Origin of the sequence: Thioclava pacifica DSM 10166 (assembly GCF_000714535.1) — a bacterium.
GTDB lineage: Bacteria > Pseudomonadota > Alphaproteobacteria > Rhodobacterales > Rhodobacteraceae > Thioclava > Thioclava pacifica.
This window is the reverse complement of the sequence record NZ_AUND01000040.1, coordinates 109,445-127,625: the sequence shown is the minus strand read 5'-3', so window position 1 is coordinate 127,625 and position 18,181 is coordinate 109,445. Positions and strand designations below refer to the sequence as shown.

General features: G+C 64.2%; 3 protein-coding genes. All 3 read left to right on the top strand.

Annotated elements, in window-relative coordinates; translation table 11 throughout:
* The first annotated feature begins 277 nt into the window (after window positions 1-277).
* The 3 genes from TP2_RS18930 to TP2_RS16435 all read left to right on the top strand — a co-directional run bounded on the left by TP2_RS18930 (window position 278) and on the right by TP2_RS16435 (window position 18,181).
* Window positions 278-14,074: an LEPR-XLL domain-containing protein gene (locus TP2_RS18930; RefSeq protein ID WP_038079719.1), complete on the top strand. Its 13,797-nt coding sequence runs from the start codon at window positions 278-280 to the stop codon at window positions 14,072-14,074.
* Window positions 14,075-14,156: 82 nt separating this feature from the next.
* Complete coding sequence (locus tag TP2_RS16440) at window positions 14,157-16,019, top strand: efflux RND transporter periplasmic adaptor subunit (protein ID WP_051692774.1); 1,863 nt, start codon at window positions 14,157-14,159, stop codon at window positions 16,017-16,019.
* Window positions 16,016-18,181, top strand: a complete 2,166-nt coding sequence (locus TP2_RS16435) for a biotin/lipoyl-binding protein (protein ID WP_038079717.1) — start codon at window positions 16,016-16,018, stop codon at window positions 18,179-18,181. The genes TP2_RS16440 and TP2_RS16435 overlap by 4 nt, the downstream gene beginning before the upstream one ends.

The window sequence follows — 18,181 nt, the reverse complement described above, 5'->3', positions numbered from 1 at the left end:
GGGAAGGAAATGGTCGCGGCTTGCGCTGATCGCCGTGGGTTTTTCTCGACTGCGGAATTCCCGACCCTTACGTCAGCCTCTCTTAACCATCCCGAAACTGCCGAGCGTTTCCCGACACTTGACGCTGCGTTACCTCTCGTTTCCATGCGACGCGCCTATCGCAACTCGCAAACCGCTCGCATTTCGAAAAACACGGATCTGTGATAGGGTGTGATCAAAGGGACAAAGAAATCCAACGAGGGTCGAGCAGCTTCTCCAGGGGGATACGGAGGACGCTATGGGAGTGAACTTTGGGCCGCATTCGACGTTTCGCGGGCACCGCCCGAGCCGTGGCAAGGCGCTGGGGCGCGCACGAAACGCGCTGAGAAACTGCACAGCACTCACCCCGTCGGAGAATGACCGCCGAAAGCGCGGTGCACTCGCCTTCGACAGTCTCGAGAAGCGTTACCTGCTCTCGGCCGATATCAGCCCCTATGCCGATGCGCTCGATGACGGGCTCGACCGTCTCGAACTTCTCATCCACGATCTCGAAAGCTTCGAGGAGCTTGCCGCGGACATCCCCGTCCTCGATGAAAGCCTTGCCGAAGCCTCCGCCCTCGCCGACACGCTGCAAACCGAGCTGCTCGATCCGCTGCGCGCGATGATCGACTCCGCGACCGGCACGTTCGACGATCTCAATGACGACCTCAACACGATCGCCGGTCTGGCCTCGACGCTCTTCGAGGATGGCAACGAGGCGCGGTTCGACATTCAATTCGACACCTCCGTGCTCAGCGGCGGCAACAGCTTCGACTTCGGCGCCGCCGCCACGCAATTCGGCCTCGCGATCGATGCGGATTTCGATTTCTCCGTCACGCTCGATTTCGATTTCGGCTTCGGTGTGCTGCTCGACACGAGCCTCGCGCCGGGTGATGCCGCCTATATCGCGAGTGGTGCGGAACTGACTCTTGCAGGCATGGCCGATCTTGAAGCCGCTGCTTCCGGCGACGTGATCAAGATCGGCATGCTGGGCGATGCCAGCCTCGATGCGACCAGTGACTTCGACCTCAAGGCCTCGGTCACGGCGGTCCTGAACGAGAACTCTCCCGTAAACGACGGTCGGATCACGATCTCCGAGCTCGACGGCGCCGGCATCGCCCTCCTTTCCACCGCGATCAACAATGCCGACACCGGCCTGACCGCATCGCTGAAACTCGATTCCGCCGGGGCGATCAGCGGGCTCACGCTCGATGATGCGGGCGTGACGATCACGCTCGACGGGAATTTCTTCGAAGATCCGAGCATCTCGATCTCGATCGACGCGCCTGATCTGCTCGACTTCACGCGGGTCAACGCCTCGACCCTGCTGAGCTTCATCGGCGATCTGGGCGGCAAGCTGGAATCGCTCGCGGGCGCCTTCGACGCGCTGGCGCAGATCGACTTCATCAACATCAATGTCAGCGATTTCTCGAGCTTCAACGCCGCGCTGCGTCAAGTGATCGACAGCCTGTCCGTGCCCGGACTTCTGGGCGGGGCGCTGACCGATCTGGCCGAGCTGACCTCGGGCGGGTACAGCTTCGACATCAAATATGTCGAGTTGGCGCCGACCGACGAGACGCCGACAATTTCGACCGAGACGATCAACCTCGATTTCGACGCGATCTCGGCCGCCGTCGATCTGGCGAGCGACAAGCTCGAAGAACTGGTCGACCAGATCAACACCGCCATCGGTGGCGCAGTCCCGATCGAAGCCTTCGTGCGTGACGGCTTCATCGGCCTGCGTGCGACGAGCGATTACGTGACCGACATCGTGCTGGAGAATGTCGCGGCCGAGATCACCGCGCTGCTTGGCTTCCAGAACGACCTGACCGCCCTGCCCTTGCCGACCTTCTCGACGATCCAGGAATTCGCCACGAAACTCGCCGATCTGGATATCTTCGATGGCACGGGCGCCAACCTCACCTATGACGCCGCGACCAATTCGCTGAAATTCGACCTCGATATCGGCTTCGATTCCGCGGTGTTCGATCGGACGCTGAGTTTCAACAAGGCGCTCGATCTCGGGCTGCTGGGCGAGCTGGCGTTGGCGGGCTCTGCCACGGTCCATGTCGATGCGGGCATGGGCTTTGCGCTTGGCGCGGGGATCGACCTCAGCGAGCTGACGGAGACGTTCGAGCTTGCGGCGCTCAATGGCGGGCTCGGCATTCGCACCAATGGCACCGCCGATCCCGATCTGCTCTTCGAGACGCGCGACGGCTGGACGGGATCGGTCGATCTCGACGTGGTCATGACCACGATCGCAGACCTGCGCACCCATATCGAGACCGAAACCGGCGGACGGGTCACGCTTGATCCCGACATCTTCGGCAGCGGCCTCGTCCTGACCGACACCTCGGTCCCGAACGGGGCTGATCCGGTCTTCTCGGTTGCAGGTGGCACGGGCTCGAAAGCTGTCTTCGATATGGGCTTCGGCTTCGGCCTTGTCGCAGCAAGCGGGTCGGACACGATCTCGGGCGGGCTGATCGTCGATCGCTTCTTCATCGACGCCAATTCGATGGCAAGCGCCGAAATCGGCATGTCGATGGAGAACGTGAACCTCTATGGCGCGCTCGGCTTCATCACGGTCGGCGTCGTCGATGGCGGCACCACCACGCCGATCGGTTTCAAGCTCGACATGCAGCTGAACGATGTGGAAAGCGCCGACGGGCTCGACCGGCTCTACCTGACCGAACTTGGCGTGACCGATGGCGATGGGTTTGCCGCACTCGACACCGTCGCCTTCGATGGCGGGATCACGGGCGAACTGATCCTGCCCGTTGTCTTCGAGGATGGCGGGGCCTTCGGGCTCGACGATGCGAATTTCGATCTGACCATCAATTTCGAGGTCGGCTCGATCCTTCCGGTCGTCGACACCTCCGGCATCGAGAACCTCGTCACCGCGCTCAGCAATCTCGGCTCGGCCGATCTGCTGACGCTGGTGCGCGAGCTCTCCAGCGTACTCTTCGACAAGATGGATCTGCTCAATGCCGATCTGCCGCTGATCGACGGCTCGATCGGCGATCTCGTGACGCTGTTGCAGGACGCGGTGGATGACGTGATCGGCCCGGTGACCGACCGTATCAACACCCTGCTCGCAATCGAAGCCGACCGGCTTCTGGCCCTCCTCAATCCGCAGGATATCGACGGGGTGAAGCAGGCCGCCATCGACTCGGGCTTCTTCGCCGGCGATCTCGACGCGCTCGATGCCTTCAACGACTTCACGGCGCTTTCGACCGAGGCGGCCAACCAGCTGCTGAGCTCGGATGTGGGCGAGCTGCTGCTTGCCGCGCTGGAGGAGTTGCGTGCGCAGGTCATCGATTTCGGTACGAGCTTCGATTTCTTCTTCTCCGACACGCCCAGCAAGCTGATCGCGGCCTTCGCGGCGGTGCGCGGCGCGATCGCGAATGTGCGCGAGGAATTCGCGGGCGATACCGATTTTCTCGACGAGTTCGAGGCGACATTCGGGATGGCGCTCGACTCGATCGAGGACGCCATCCCCTCGACCCACACGATCCTCAAGCTGGTGCAGAACGCGCTCGGCTTCGAGCTGCCCGATCTCGACGACACGCTCGAGGATATCGGCGCCAAGCTGACCGACACGCTCAAACAGGCGCTGGTCGATGCAAGTGCCGCCAGCGATACCGTGGGCGATCTCGCGACGATGACCATCGCCGAGCTGATCGGGCTTGCAAGCGAACTGCTCGACGATATGGGCGATGCGGCCCAGACCGAGGTCGACGCGCTTCAGGCCAAGATCGCGGAGCTGATCGCGGATGTAGGCAGCACCATCGCGGATCTGCCCGGCGTGCAAGCTGATCAGGACATGGTTCAGGCGGTGCTCGACGCGCTCGACGATCTTGAGACTTTCCTGACCGACGAGTCGCTCGAAGGCAGCCTTGCCTGGATCGTGGACCAGCTTTCCACCATCGCGGCCGAGGGCGAGGATATCTTTGAGCTGATGGCGCTCCTGCCCTCGCTCACGGACATGATCGAGGCGGCAATCGAGAAGGTCGAGACGCTCGCGGGCGACCTGCTCGTCGATCTTGCCGATTACCTGGCCGCTTACGCGGGCGACTTCACGGCCGGACTGACCGATGAGGTCAATGACGTGGTGGATGCGCTCACGGCGCAAGCGAATGCGCTGGTCGATCGCGTGGTCGAGGAATTCCGCGCCAGCGTGCTCGGCCTCTTCGGTGGCGGGTTGATCCAGTTCGACTATTCCGACGGCATGATCAAGGCCGACCTGCGCATCGCACCCTCGGTCTTCGACGTCGATGTATCGGGGGTCGATTTCGACTTCTCCTTCGGCTCGAGCCTGTTCAATGCCGGGATCGAGGACAGCGCATTCAGCTTCCAGCTGGGCGGCATGTTCGAGCTTGGCCTCGCGCTGGAGATCGGCGATCTGAACGCCGAGGTCTTCGAGAGCAACTTCAACCTGCTCGTGTCCGAGGAAAGCGGCTTCCGCCTCGACGCGGCCCTCGCGGTCGATGGCGTGCTGGTGATCAATGCCGGCGGGGTCGGAATCCGTTTCGAGAACCCGACCGACCCGGTTCTGCAACTGACCAATTTCGATGGCACGGGTCCGGCTTATATCGATATCGGCGTGAGTGGTGCGGCCACCGACGGCTATATCGCGCTTGGCGATCTGGGCTTCAGCTTCGACGGTCAGGCGCGGCTCGTCGCCGATGCGCTCGGCTTTTACAAGAACGGCACCGCCATCATGTATGATAGCGACAATGCCGATGCCGACGATGGCATCCTGACGGGCACCGATGCCCAGGTCGATTTCGGGTTCGATGTCCAGATCGGCATGGATACGGGCGAATTTGTCTTCGATGCCGCCATCAACCCGCTGACGGCGCTTGAACTCGAAGCCATCGCGGCGGGGCTTCTCGACTTCTCGAACCTGCTTGAAGCCTTTGAACTCATTCTCGATTTCCTCGTCGACGCCACCGATGCACTGGCCGAGGCGCCGCTGATCGGCGGGCCGGTCGATGCGCTCAACGATGCTCTGGAAGGCTTCCGCAGCCTCTATGAAAGCATGAAGGCGGAACTCGAGGCGCTGGAAGAAGGCGCTGGCGATCTGGTTGAACAGGCCCAGCATATTCTCTTCGACGCGCTCGAACCGATCCTGAATGCCGAGGCGATGAAGGGGAATGCGGGCGATCTCGATGCCTTCACCTTCGAAGACATCCTTCTGAGCTTCGACATAAGCGACCGCGAGCTGATCCTCGAACCGCTCTTCTTCGGCTTCGATATCACGGACACCGTGCCCTTCGACTTTGGCATGGATGCCTTCGTCATCGAGGTTGAAAGCGAGGGCGGCGTGACCGTCAACTTCCTGCTCAATGTCGCGATGGGCTTCGGGTTGAGCGCCGATCGCGGCGCCTTCCTCGTGCTGCCCGATGTCAACGAAGACGATGTCATCGACCCGATCCTGACCGGCGAGTTCAGCGTTGGCCTTACGCCCGATTCCGAGTTGAACTTCCGGCTGTTCTTCCTCGGCGTGAATGCGACGCCGTGGGATGACGATCCCGATAATGTCGCAACCGATGTGGGTCTCGGACGGGGCGTCGGGCTGGCAACCGAGCTCGATGTAGGCCTCGTCGATGGTGGCGGCGTAGCGGTCACGACCGCCGGGCTCGATGCGACCGACAAGGGCTACAAGATCGACGTCGCCGATCTGGGCGGTTACGGGCTCGATGTCGATTTCGCGATTGCCGTGAATATCGACCTGCACCTGCAAGGCGGGGCCGATTTCGGCGGCGGGCTGTCGATTGCGGACCTGCCCAATGTCACCACCGATCTCAATATCGACTGGATGTGGAGCGCAGGCGATGGCGCACTCGAAGCGCCGGGCGTGCAGTTCTACGATCTGAGCCTCAACATGGGCGAGTTCGTCGAGAACGCGCTCGGCCCGCTGATCGACTTCATCGACGACTTCACCGCGCCGCTCGATCCCTTCCTGAAATTCCTCGGGGAGCCGGTGCCCATCCTGTCGCAACTGTCCGAGCTCTTCGGTCAGGGCGAGGTGACGGTACGTGACGCAATCGGGCTCCTCGGCTCGGGGATCGACTCGGTCGACACGCTGATCGAGGTGCTCGATACGATCGCTGCCATCAAGGGCTTCATCGACAATCTCTCCGAAGGCACGCTGATCAGCTTCGGCGATTTCATCATCTCCGATCCTTATGCCGTCGCGCCCGGCGCGGTGTCGGCAATGACGACCGGAATCGATCTCACCTCGGCCTCGGGCCGCACCCAGCTCAACGGGCTGATGCTTGGCGAGGCGACCGATATCGGCGTCTCCCCCGGTGCGCTTCAAACCGCAATCGACAACGATACCGACGGCAGCGACCAAGGTGGCGGTCTCTCGGGGATCTTCGATCAGCTCCATGATGTGGGCCTGTTCTTCCCCTTCATCGAGGAACCCGCGCAGCTCTTCGGTCTGCTCTTCGGCCAGCGCGTCGATTTCGTGGTCTGGGACATTCCGCGTCTTTCGGCCGAATTCGGCATCTCCTACAAGTTCGGCCCGATCCTGCCCCCCGTTCCGCTCTTCGTCACACTGGGCGGCGGGTTCGAGATCTTCCTTGATCTCTCGGTCGGCTATGACAGCCGCGGACTTGAGACGGGCGATTTCCTCGACGGCTTCTACTTCGGCGACCATGCCTTTGATCCCGTGTCGAAAACCTTCACCGACGAGGACATCCTCGAGCTCGGCCTCAAGGTCTTCTTTGAAGCTACGGCGAGCCTGTCGGTCCTAGTGGCCGAGGCGGGCGTCACCGGCGGCGTCGAGGCGCAGATCGGCGCGAACTGGGCCGATGACGATGGCGACGGCAAGTTCTATCTCGACGAGATCGGCAAGAAGCTCAACCAAGGCATCTTCTGTATCTTCGACTTCGAGGGCGCGCTGACGGCCTATCTCGAAGCCTTCGTGAAGCTTGGCTTCGACACGCCCTTCGGCTTCGTCACGCTGTTCGAGGACACGTTCGAGCTGCTGCGTGTCACGCTCCTCGACTTCAGCTTCTCCTGCCCGCCCCTGCCGCCGCCGGAGCTGGCGACGGTGGACGGGCCCGACGACACCACCGCGCGGCTCAACATCGGCACCTTCGCCGAATATCGCCGCTCCGGGGCCGATGGCAACGATGACGAGAAGCTCGAAATCTTCGGCGACCGTGTCGCTGCGGAAGGGCAGGACGAGATCTCGCTCTGGGCCTATGACGGCGCACTTCAGGATGCCATCGACGCAGGCTATTTCTCGGATGGCAAGATAACCCATAGCGAGGCCGTGGCCGCGCTTTCGGCGGGTTATCTAAACCACAACCTCGACCTCAACATGGACGACGATATCGACACGGACGAAATCCGCGCCGCGCTTGATCTCGACAATGCCACGGGCAGCGGCGGGGCGGACCGCTTCGCACTGATCATCGGTTTCGGGGAATGGGAAGTCTTCAACAATATCACCGTGCTCTACGGTGATGCGGCGGGCGGTGACGACGAGATCCTCGGCGATGCGGCCTCGCTCAAGGTCGCGCTGCATGTGCTGGGCGGCGCGGGCGAGGACGAACTGCTCGGCGGGATGGGCAATGACATCCTGCTCGGCGGCGCAGATGTCGACGTCGTGCGCGGCTTCGGCGGCAATGACTCGCTGGCTGGCGACGGCGCGGCTTCGGCCGATGCCACGAACGGGCTGAGCGTCTCGAACTATGTCGCCTCGGCCGGGACCGACGGCGCCGACAATGTCTTTGGCGGCGATGGCGGCGATGCGATCTATGGCGGCGGCGCAAACGACACGCTCAAGGGCGATGGCGAGGATGACAGCGACAGCTCGGGCGATGGCGCGGACTGGATCTACGGCAATGACGGCGAGGATGCGATCACCGGCCATCTCGGCAATGACGTTATCTTCGGCGGTCGCGGTGCTGACAATATCGACGCGGGCGCCGGCGATGACGTGATCCGCGGCGATTATGACGTGGCCTTCGGCTCGGCGCTCTCGACCGTGAAGACCGCCTCCCCCAATGCGACGATCGGCGAAACCGACCTGATCCTCGGCGGGCTCGGCGCGGACTTCATCCGTGGCGATGGCGCGAATGACATCATCTTCGGCGAAGAGGACGGGTTCGAGCTGGGCGAGCTGGCCTTCTCGGGCCTCGGCGACACGATCTACGGCGATGGCGGCGATGACGTGATCCGCGGCCAGTTCGGCAATGACCAGATCTTCGGTGGCGACGATGAAGACCTGCTGATCGGCGGCGCAGGCGCGGACACGATCCATGGCGACGACGATGCCGACGAGATCTGGGGCGACCGGTATCCCGCCGACAGCCTGCCCGCGGCGGGCGAGAGCGAGCAATCGAGCGCGAATGACCGCATCGAGGGCGGCGACGGCGCGGATCTGATCCATGGCCAGGAAGGCGATGACCTGATCATCGGCGGCGTCTCGGACACCGGCGAATACGGTGTCGGCGATGCCGATACGGGCGACGTGATCTATGGCGAAGCGGGCCATGACATCATCCTTGGCGATGACGGCACGATCACCGACGCCACCCATTACGCCACGAACACCACCGGCACCGGCGGCAATGACCGGATCTACGCCGGCAATGGCGACGACCAGGTGGCTGGCGGGCGCGGCTCGGATACGCTCTATGGCGACCCGAGCGGTGGCACCGGCGAGGATATCCTCTTCGGCGATGAGATCCTGCGCGACGGGCTCTCGATCATCGGCACCCATAATGCGGCGCTGACTGACGGGGCGGACCTGATCCTCGGCTTTGGCGGCTCCGATCTGATCGTGGGCGGCGGCGCGAGCGATACCGGCTTCGGCTCGGCGGGCGATGACCTGATCGTGGGCGATTATGCCGAATTGCTGCTCAAGGCTTCCGGCTCGACCCTGTTCGACCGTATCGCATGGGTGATCAGCCTTGATCCGGGGATGGGCGCCGCGGACCGTCTCTTCGGGGAGACCGGCCAGGATATCGTGATCGGCGGCGATGGCGGCGACACGGTCTCGGGCGGTTCGGCCTCGGATACCAACGAAGACGATATCCTGCTGGGCGACCACGGGCTCGTGGTGCGCGACGATGGCAGCGCCTTCGCCAACGACATCTTCTCGATCTTCGGCAATACCGGCGGGGCCGACCTGATCTACGGCTCGGGCGGCGCGGATATCATCATCGGCGGCACCGATGACGACACGATCTCCGGCGGCAGCGCCGATGACGTGATCTTCGGCGATGCCGGGCTCGTGCTGCGCGACGGCGACACGCCGCCGGATGTGACGCGGGTGATCTCCACCTTCGCGGGCATTGATGTCGAAGGCATCCCGGCCGCACCCGCAGCTTTCGCAGGCGTCGAGCTCGGCCTTGATGCTGGCGATGCGCTCGCCTCGGGCGATGACGATATCGACGGTGGCAGCGGCAGCGATGTGGCGCTTGGCGGGCTCGGCTCCGACCTGCTCTATGGCCGTACCGGCGACGATGTGCTGCTCGGGGATAACGGCGAGGTGCTCTATACCGGCGAAGGCTCCGGCCTTGCCGCGATCATCACCGTGCGCACGCGTGGCACCAATGGCGGGATCGACGCGATCCTTGGCGAGGCGGGCCGCGATCTGGCGCTTGGCGGGGCCGAGGGAGACTTCATCTTCGGTGACCTCACGGCCACCCTGCCCCGGCTTGGCGGCAGCTTCGATCTCGACGTGACCTTCTCCGCCGTTGGCGGCGCGGGCGAAGATGCGCTCGGCGGCGATTTCGGCACGATCACCGTTCAGGATGGCGCGCCGGTCTATATGGCCAGCACCGATCCCTCTGAGGGTGGGCGTGACCTGATCGAAGGCAACGAGGGCGACGATATCGTGATCGGCGGCGCTGACTCCGATGCGCTCCATGGCGATGCGGCAAGTGTCCGTATCGCACTGATCGGGGCCAATACCGGTGATGACATCGTGATCGGCGACAGCGGCCTCGTGAACTGGCTCGACGGCGATGTCGATCCGGCCACGGTCGATCTGATTTCGACCACGGCGCCGGGCGAAGGCGCCTCGGACGTGATCTTCGGCAACAATGGCGAGGATATCCTGATCGGCGGCGCGGCGGGCGACCGGATCTATGGCGACCGCAGCGGCGATGTCGATCTGAGCGACCTGTCGGTCTCGAACCAGCTCCTCTTCGCGGGCAATGGCTATGACCGTATCCTTGGCGACAACGGCTTCGTCGACTTCGTGATCACGAGCGACACGGTCGCGGGTCGCGCCGATCTTGGCAGCGATCCGATCCTGCTCGCTCCGGGCACGATCCTGATCAGCTCCAGCGATCCGACCGAGGGCGGCGACGACCTGATCCTGGGCGACGGCATGTCCGACCTGATCTTCGGCGGCACCGGCTCGGATCGGATCTGGGGCGATTACGGCGGCGATTTCGCCTCGGACGCCTATATGGGCGATGACGTGATCCTCGGCGACCACGGCAAGGCCTGGCAGACCGTCGGCGCGGAAGGCCGCACGGCACCCTGGGTCGGCGACGACTACTTCGCGATCTTCACCGGCGCCAGTGACGGCGGTGCGGGTGACGTGATCTTCGGCGAGGCCGGCAACGATATCGCGATGGGCCAGCAAGGCGATGACGTGATCTTCGGCGGGCTCGGCAATGACGACCTGATCGGCGGGCATAACACCGCTGGCGGCTCGGACGATCTCGACGGGCTGAACCCGGTGCAAGTTGCGGCGATCCTGCCTACGGACCTTTCCGATCTCGACCCGACCGACCTTCAGGAGGTCAACGACATCCTCTCGGGTGGCGAGGGTCAGGACGTGATCGCGGGCGACAACGCGATCATCCAGCGCGAAGGCATCTCGGCCAGCGACCGGTTCCGCGAGCTTGCGGGCGACACGCTCTATTCAATGATCACCGACGAGGTGGTGACCCCGGTTGGCACCTTCGAAGTCGATCTGGGCTTCACGCCCAATATCGGGGCGGCGGTGCAGGATCCGAACGCGCTTCTGCCGCGCAATGTCTTCCTGCTCGACTTCGATGCGAGCATCGAACAGGCGGCGGCGAATGACCCGTCGGCAGCGCGTCCCTTCGGCGACGACGTGATCGCGGGCGGGGCCGAAGATGACGTAATCTACGGCCAGCTTGGCGATGATATCGTGCAAGGCGATGGCGAGATCGAACTGGTCGCAGCCGACACGGTCGACCCCTTCACGCCGGGCCTTGGCGGCGATCCGAGCTTCGTCATCATGTCGGGCGGGTCGAACGTGACGATCGCGGATGCGCCGGTGCTTCCGGTGACCCCGGCCAATCTCAAGGCGCTGCGCTTCTCGGTCGGCAGCTCTGCCGCGGACGGTGACGACTACATCGAGGGCAATGGCGGCAACGACCGGATCTACGGCAATCTCGGTCAGGATGACCTGATCGGCGGCTCGTCCGAACTGGCGGCGAAGGCTCTCTTCAGCTCGCTGACCGGTGAGGGTCTGCGCCCGGATGGGGCGGACCTGATCTATGGCGGCGCTGGCGATGCCGAGTGGCTCGCGCGCAATGCCGATTACGCCGACACCTCCGAGACCATCGTCGACGAGACCAATGCCCATACCGCCGATGCCGATCTCATCGTGGGTGACAATGCCAATGTCTTCCGGCTCGTGGGCGAGGCCTTCACCTATGCCGCAGGCGCGGGCTATGGCGACGGGCTGACGATCCGCGTCGCGGAAATGCTCGATTACGCGTATTCCATCGACGGCAGCGCAACCAATCCCGACACCGGAACCGTTGACTGGAAGACCTCCTTCAACGACTTCGGCGTGGGTGCGGGCGATCTGATCTATGGCGAGAGCGGCGATGACGTCATCTTCGGCATGACCGGCGATGACCTGATCTACGGCAATGCGGGCGATGATGACCTCTATGGTCAGGCCGGTGCCGATGTGCTCCTGGGCGGGCGCGGCACGGATGGGCTCGTGGGCGATGACGGGCTGATCGCGACCAGCCGCAACGGCTTGACCGAAGGGCTGATCGGGCTGACCACGCCCAACATGCAGGAGATCATCCGCACGCCGGGCAACCTCCAGATCGAGATGATCTACCCGACCGGCGATCTTCTGAAATCCATGACCGCGATCGCCTTCGACCTCGACGGCGTCAGCTTTGCGATCGACGGCGCGGTTGATCCCGAGATGACCTCGGCCAATGACATCATCTTTGGCGGCTGGGAGGATGACTTCATCCATGGCGGCTATGGCGACGATGCGGTCTCCGGCGCAGAGGCCCTGCCCGAGTACTATGCGGGCGGTGCGGATGTGAACGCCTTCCTGCAAGCCCAGCAAGATACCGGCATGGGCGCGCCTGCGGCGGCTCCGGCACCGTTCTGGTTCGGCTTCGGCCTCTACAACCCCGGCGACATTCTGCGCTTCGGTGCCTATGATCCCGAGGAGTTCGCCCTCTATGACGAGGACGATCCGCGCTCGCGCATCATGGTGACCGAGACGGTTGACGGCTTCGAAGTCACCCGCGACTTCCTGCTCAACAACGATGCCGCGGATGGGGTCGAGGATCAGACCTTCACGATGGAGCTGATGACCGACGGGGCCGACAAGCTCTTCGGCGATCTGGGCAATGACTGGATCGTCGGCGGCACCGGGCGCGACCACATGTTCGGTGGGCGCGGCAATGACCTGCTCCAGATGGATGACGACCTCGACACCGATGGCGGCGACAACCGTCGTCCCGACTCCTATCAGGAATATGCCGATATCGTCTATTCCGGTGCGGGTCGCGACTACATCATCCTCAACACCGGGGCCGATCGCGCGATCGACTGGATCGGGGAATACAATTCCTACATCGTGCCCTTCTCGCCCTTCGGCGCCTTCCAGATCGCGCGCCTGCTGCAACCCCATACCGAGCAATTCGTTCTCGATCTGGCGCGCGCTGCAGGGGCCGACGAGAGCACGCCCGACATCCTGCGCTTTGCCGAGCAGATCGCGATCGACGACAAGCTCGACAACCCGCTCGACCCGGATGTCTATGACGAACGCCACGGCTCGCCCTTCAACGAGCTTGGCATGGTGCGTCAGGAAGACTTCGACTGGGGGGATCAGTCCGGTCCGCCGGACGATCCGCAGGCGGGCAATGATCACGGGCCGCGCAACATCATGCGGCGCGAGCTCTGGGAAGATACGAGCGGCATGTCGCTCTCGGCCCAGGCCAAGCTCGCCGATGATGACTGGTATCTGGTCGAGCAAGCCTTCGCGGATGCCTATGGCGATGCCGACACGATCGAGGTGGTGGGCAAGCTCAAGCTGAAGGCCGATCTGCAAATGCTCGGCGAGCTGGGTGGCGGTGACGAGGTCGAATACGGCAGCGTCGAATTCACCGCCAAGACCGATCTCGAGAAGTTCAACAAGAAGAGCGAGGCCAATACCTACCTTCTGTTCGACGCGACCGATGACGGCCTGATGAAATATGCGGGCATCGACGTGGCGAGCGGCAAGCTGGTGATCGGCATCGTTGAGAACGGCAACTGGATCGAACTTGCCAGCCTCGCTTACGCGATGCGCAGCGGTACCGATTACGTGCTCAATCTCTTGCTGGAGGAAAGCGGGCTGGCGCGTCTGTCAGTCGACGGGATGAAGCTCTCCTACACCTTCGACGAGAGCGTGACCGATGGCGGGTACGGGCTGGCCTCGACCGGCGTTCAGGCGACGATCAAGGACACCAAGATCGTCGGCTCGCCGATCATCGAACAGGGTGACGAGGTCACCGAGAGCTTCGAAGCCACGGCCCTCGCCACAGTCGAGCCGGTCAGCGCACCGCTCGCCGAGGAAGACAGCACGGCGATCGACTGGGGCGATGCCACGCTCACCGATGGCAGCACGGGCACCTCGGATACCGGGGACGGCACAGTGTCACTCGAGTCGCAGATGGTCACCTCGGATAGCGGCACGACCGATCCGACAACCGATGGCGGCACGAGCTCGTCCGACCCGGCGACGACCGACGAGGAACTGGTGGTGGTCGAGGCCTGGATGCCACGCGATGACTTCGCCGCATGATGCGGCAGTGGGGGAGTAGCAAGAGAGGATAGTTTGACGGCAGGACATTCAGAGACCCGGTCTCTTTGCCAGCGGGGCGAGCATGACTGACGACAGGGTTTCCATAACCGGGCGTGGCGGGGACCGCGCTTCGGTCGCCTATCTCGATCTGGCTCATTGGCGCCGGCTGCTCGATGCCGAGGCCGATGACGACGCGCTGTCGAGCTGGCTTGCCCTGCAATGCGGCCAGATCCCCTCTGCACGCCGCGCCGTTCTGGTGATGCGCCGCAGTGGCCCCTTCCGTCCTGTCGCCTTCTGGCCCGAAGAACAGAAAACCAGCCGCTTCCTGATGGAAACCGTGAACGAGGCATTGCGCCAGCGCATCGACCTCGTGCGCGAAGATACCGAAAATCCCGACACCGTCTGCATTGCCCGCCTCATCCGCCAAGGCACCCGGATCGTGGGCGTGGTGGGCCTCGAAGCGGGCGAGAAGACCGAGCGCGCACGGCAGGACATCCTGCGCCGCCTGCAATGGGGCTCGGCCTGGATCGAAGTCTTCGAACGCCGACGCGCCGGCCGCTCGGACGAGCATGCGATCGAACGGCTCACACTCGCGCTCGACCCGATCGCGGTTGCGGGTGAGCATGAGGGGTTCCGCTCGGCCGCGGCTGCTGCACTCACTTCGCTCTCGGTCGAGACCGGCGCGGCGCGGGTCTCCTACGGGCTGCGCGGCGCGCGCGGCTGCAAGGTCGCGGCGGTGTCGAACACGATCCGCTTCGACCGCCGGGTCGAGCTGGTGCGTGCCATATCCGAGGCGATGGACGAGGCCGTCGATCAGGCCGCGACCGTGAGCGCCGGTCTGGACGCGGACGATCCGGTCATCGTGAGAAGCCACGCCGAGGCGCTGGCCGAGGCGCGCAGCGGCGGGGTCGTAATTGCCCAGCCCTATGTGCGCGACGGTCGCCCCGCAGGCGCGATGGTCTTCGAATGGTCCGCCGACGAGCCACCGCCCGAACATGTGCGCGACGCCGTGCCCGATATCGTGGCGCTGCTCGGCCCTATCTTGCATGAACGCTACCGCGAACAGCGCTGGCTGATCACCCGCGCCTTCGAGAGCGTCGGGCGTGCGCTGGCCGCCGTCTTCGGCGCGGGCCATCTGCGGCTCAAGGCGGCGCTTCTGGTCCTGATCGCCTTCGGCGCGTTTCTCACCCTGTACCAGACCGAGTTCCGCGTGACCGCGGATGCACGGCTGCGCGGCGCGGTGGAGCGCGTCGTGATGGCCCCGATGGACGGCTATATCGTCGAGGCGACCCCGCGCGCAGGCGATGCCGTGGCCAAGGGCGATACGCTGGTCAAACTCGACGATGTGGAGTTCCAGCTCGAGCTTTACGCCTGGACCGCGCGCAAGCTTCAATACGAGACGGAATATGCCCAGGCGCTCGCCGCTTTCGACCGCGCGGGGATCAACATCCTGCGCGCGCGCATCGAGGAGGCCGCCGCGCAGATCAAGCTCAACGAAACCCGGATCGCGCTGACGCAGATTACTGCCCCCTTCGATGCGGTGATCGTCTCGGGCGATCTTAGCCAGTCACTGGGCCAGAGCGTTCAGCGCGGGGGCGAGCTGTTCCGGCTCGCGCCGCTCGACAGCTACCTCGTCGATATCGATGTGCCCGAAAGCGACATCACCCATGTGCAGCCCGGCGAAACGGGAGGCTTGCTGCTGACCTCGCTGCCCAACACCGATCTGCATTTCGAGGTGCAGAAGGTTACGCCTGTCACCGCCGCGCATGACGGGCGCAATCATTTCCTCGTCGAGGCGACGCTTGCGGGCACAGGTGGCGCGCCGGTCTCTCCGGGGATGGAGGGCGTGGCGAAAATCGACGCCGGGAAAGCTCGGCTCGGCTGGATCTGGACACGGCGCGCGGCTGACTGGTTGCGGCTCACCTGGTGGAGATGGGCGCCATGAGCGCGGCGCCCCGCGCCCCCGGCAATTCCGGGGCCCATTGGGCCAAGGTCGCGGGGCGGCGGATCCGGCTTGCCGATGCCGCACAGATCGTCCGGCAGGAACATCGCGGCGTGCTCTGGTATGTCGTGCATGACCGGATTGGAGACCGGTTCTATCGCTTCTCCCCCGCCGTTTATGTCTTTCTCAGCCTGCTCGACGGCAAGCGCACGGTGGAAGAGGCCTATCAGCTCGTCACCGCGCGACTGGGCGAGGATGCCCCGACAGAACTCGATGTGCTCAAGCTGTTCTGGCGACTGCACGCGGCGGACCTGCTGGTGATCGACGGGGCAAGCCAGATGCGCGACGTGGTGCTGCGCGCCGATGCGCTCGACCGCCAGAAGGTGCTGGCCCAGCTTCGTTCGCCGCTCGCGATCCGCATCCCGCTGCTCGACCCCGCAAGACTGCTCGACAGGCTGGGGCTGGTGGCGCGCATGCTCTATTCGCTGCCCGCCTTCCTGCTCTGGCTCGCGCTTCTGGCCTATGCGCTGGGGCTCGTCGCAATCCACTGGAACGAGCTGACCCATAACTTCACCGATCGGCTTCTGGCCTTCGACAACCTCGCGCTGATCTGGTTCGTCTTCCCTATCGTCAAGTTCCTGCACGAGATCGGACATGGCCTCGCGCTCAAACGCTGGGGGCGCACCAGCCACGAGATGGGGATCATGTTCCTCGTCTTCATGCCCGTGCCCTATGTCGACGCCTCGGCAAGCTCGACCATGCGCCTGCCGCGACAACGCGCGATTGTCGGCGCGGGGGGCCTTTATGTCGAACTGCTGATCGCGTCGCTTGCCACGATCCTCTGGACCCAGATCGAGCCCGGTCTCGCCCGCGCGATCTGTTTCAACGTGATGACCGTCGCCGGGGCCTCGGCGGTGCTGTTCAACGGCAACCCGCTTCTGCGCTACGACGCCTATTACGTGTGCGCCGACCTGCTCGAGATCCCCAATCTCGGCCAGCGCTCCAACCAGCTCTGGCTGTCGCTGATCCAGCGTCACCTACTTGGCCTGCGCGACACCTCCTCGCCGGTCGAAGCGCGCGGCGAGACCCCGTGGTTGTTGCTCTATGCCCCGCTCTCGATCGCCTATCGGCTCGTGCTGATGTCTGGGATCGCGATTTTCGTGGCCAAGAAGTTCTTCTTCCTCGGCACTGCGCTTGCGCTGCTGGCAATCTTCAACATCGTGATCTGGCCGCTGCTGAAGGGCGGGTATTTCCTGCTGACCAGCGCGCGACTGAAACGCGGTCGCGCCCGTGCTTTGATCGGCACGGGGCTGGCGCTCGCACTGATTGGCGGTGTGCTGTTCGCCCTGCCCCTGCCCAATCGCACGGTGGCGCAGGGTGTGATCTGGTACGAGGACGGGGCCGAACTGCGTCCCTCGGCCAGCGGCACGGTGCTCGATTTCGCGGCCCGCTCAGGCAACCGGGTGGAGGCGGGCGAGGTGATCGCCACGCTCGACGATCCCGAGACCCGCGCCGAGATCACCGGGCTCGAGGCTCGGATCGCGGCGCTCCAGGCGCAGCAGCGTCGCGAGATGGCGCAGGATCGCGACAAGGCGAAACTCACCGCCGAGGAAATCGCCTATGTCTCCGAGCGGCTGGAGGTGGCGCGCCAGCGTCTTGCGGATATGAGCTTCACCAGCCCCGCCTCGGGCCTTCTCGTGATCCCGCGCCAGCGCGATCTCGACGGGGGATGGCTCGGGCGTGGCGTGCCGATCGGCCACGTCGTGGGCGGCGAGCGCCCGATCGTTCTGGTGACCCTGCGCCAGGCCGACATGGAACTGGTCTCGAACCATCTGGAGGGGGTCTCGGTGCGCGTCGCTTCCGATCTTGCGGCACAATATGGCGGGCGGCTCGCGCGGATGATGCCGCTCTCGACCGACCGGCTGCCCTCCGAGCTTCTGGGCAAACAGGGCGGCGGCCCCTTCACCCTGCGCCAGAACGCGGCGATGGAAAGCGGACCGCATACGATCGAAACGGTTTTCATCCTCGAGGTCGCCTTCGACAGCCGACCCGCCTCGCATTTCGGCGAACGCGCCTATGTGCGCTTCGATCACGGCAGCGCGCCTCTGGCCAATCAGCTCGCGCGAAGCCTGCGGCAGCTCTTCCTGCGCGAATTCGAGGTTTGA